We start from the raw sequence: 2,384 nt of genomic DNA, 5'->3' as shown, positions 1-2,384 counted from the left end.
CCGGCCAGCTTGAGAACGCCGCGCAGCAGATAGGCGACGATGCCCAGGACGCCCACGCCCAGCGCCCAGAGCGCGACGAACCAGAGGCCCTGCCGGAGCCCGTTTGTGGAGCCGCGACGCATCAGTGGTAACCGTCGTCGCCGACCTTGCCGCGGAACACCCAGTAGGCGTAGGCGGTGTAGGCTAGGATGATCGGGATCAGGATCAGGGCGCCGACCAGCATGAACAGCTGGCTGGAGGCGGGAGCTGCGGCCTGCCAGAGGGTGATCTCGTCGGGTACGGCGTAAGGGAAGACGCTGACGCCCAGCCCGGCGAAGGTCATCGCGAACAGGCCCAGCGACAGCAGGAAGGGCCAGACCTCACGCTTCTGACGCATGGTCCAGAAGAAGGCGGCCGCGACGATCAGGACGAGCAACGGCACCTGGGCCGTCAGAAGCACGCCGGGCCAGTCGAACCACCGGCGGGCGTATTCGCCGTCGAGGAACGGGGTGGCCAGGCTGACCGCGCCGATCATCAGCAAGGTCGCCGGCCCCAACTTCCAGGCCTGGGACCGGGCGTGGGTCTGGAGCGCGCCATCCGTCTTCATGTTCAGCCAGGTGGCGCCGAGAAGGGCGTAGCCGACGACGACGGCCACACCGGTCAGCAGGCTGAAGGGGCTGAGCCAGTCCCACCAGCCGCCGCCATAGGCGCGACCGGACACTTCGACCCCCTGCAGGATGGCCCCCAGGGTGACGCCCTGGGAGAAGGCGGCCAGGAGGGAGCCGCCGAAGAAGGCGACATCCCAGACGGGCTTGGCCCGCACGGTGCGCCAGCGGTATTCAAAGGCGACGCCCCGGAAGACCAGCCCCAGCAGCATGGCGATGATCGGCGTGTAGACCGCCGGCATCAGGACCGCATAGGCGAGGGGGAAGGCCGCGAACAGGCCGCCACCGCCCAGGATCAGCCAGGTCTCGTTGCCGTCCCACACCGGGGCGATCGAGTTCATCGCCTTGTCGCGCTGATCGCCGGCCTTCAGTGTCGGGAACAGGATGCCGACACCCAGGTCGAACCCGTCCATGACGATGTAGGCGAAGACGGCGAAGGCCAGCAGACCGGCCCAGACCAGGGTCAGATCAACGCTCATGATCAGTCTCCTCGCCAGTCGGGATGGGACGGTCGGGGTCGATGGCGGGGGCAGGCGTGATGCCCGCCGTGCGGATCGGCGTTTCCGCCACGCCCGGCTCGCCGCGATGAGGCGCATGGCTCATCAGACGCAGGATGTAGAAGACCCCGGCGCCGAAGACGGTGAAATAGACCACGGCGAAAGCGGCCAAGGAAGTCGCGACGGCAGGCGCCGCCAGAGGCGCGGCGCTGTCGGCGGTGCGCAGCAGGCCGTAGACGGTCCAGGGCTGGCGGCCGACCTCCGTGGTGATCCAGCCCGCCAGCACGGCGACGAACCCCATCGGTCCCATGATCAGGGCGAAGCGGTGCAGCCAGGGGGCGTCATAGAGGCGGCTGCGCAGGCGGGCGTACAACCCCCATAGCCCCAGCAGCAGCATGGCCATGCCCAGTCCCACCATGACGCGGAAGGACCAGAAGACGATCTCCACCGGCGGCCAGTCGGCGCGGGCGACGGTGTCGAGACCGGCCAGAGGCGCGTTTGGATCATGCTTCAGGATCAGGGACGACAGCTTCGGAACCTCGACCGCGCCATGGACGGTGGCGGCCTCGCGATCGGGCAGGCCGAACAGGATCAGCGGCGCCCCGTCCGGGTGGCTTTCGAAGTGGCCTTCCATCGCCATGACCTTGGCGGGCTGGTGCTCCAGGGTGTTCAACCCGTGCATGTCGCCGATGAAGATCTGCACCGGAGCGGCGACCAGGATCATGCCCATGGCCATGGCGAACATCTTGCGCGCGCCCTTGTTGGTCCGCTCCTTCATGAGGTGCCAGGCGCCGACCGCGCCGACCACCAGACCGGTCGTCAGGTAGGCCGCCAGCAGCATGTGGGCGAGGCGATAGGGGAAGGACGGGTTGAAGACGATCTTGAACCAGTCGGCCGGGATGAACTGGCCGACCTCGTTGATGGCGTAGCCTTGCGGCGTCTGCATCCAGCTGTTGACGGACAGGATCCAGAAGGCCGAGGCGAAGGTGCCGATGGCGACCATCAGGGTGGCCAGGAAGTGCAGCTTCTTGCCGACCCGGTTCAGGCCGAACAGCATCACGCCCAGGAAGCCCGCCTCGAGGAAGAAGGCGCTGAGCACCTCATAGGCCATCAGGGGGCCGATGACGGGTCCGGCCTTGTCGGAGAAGACCGACCAGTTGGTGCCGAACTGATAGGACATCACCAGACCCGAGACGACGCCCATGCCGAAGGCGACGGCGAAGATCTTCAGCCAGTATTTGAA

2 protein-coding genes are annotated in these 2,384 nt (G+C 67.3%); both read right to left on the bottom strand.

Features of this window, described 5'->3' with window-relative positions:
• Positions 1-121: 121 nt before the first annotated feature.
• Positions 122-1,123 carry a cytochrome d ubiquinol oxidase subunit II gene (gene cydB / locus AC1RSI_RS16670; RefSeq protein ID WP_447941217.1) on the bottom strand — a complete coding sequence of 334 codons (1,002 nt, stop codon included), beginning with the start codon at positions 1,121-1,123 and terminating at the stop codon, positions 122-124.
• The coding region (locus AC1RSI_RS16665) for a cytochrome ubiquinol oxidase subunit I (protein ID WP_492322708.1) at positions 1,113-2,384 on the bottom strand (1,272 nt) is incomplete at its 5' end. The genes AC1RSI_RS16665 and cydB, both read right to left, overlap by 11 nt.

Source organism: Brevundimonas sp. GW821-FHT10E09, from assembly GCF_058809375.1.
Note: the sequence above shows the minus strand (reverse complement) of the source record. Positions and strands in the feature narration are given on the sequence as shown.

Coding starts and splice junctions, on each gene's coding strand:
- cydB (WP_447941217.1), bottom strand. CDS start 1,123: ATGAGCGTTGATCTGACCCTGGTCTGGGCCGGTCTGCTGGCCTTCGCC.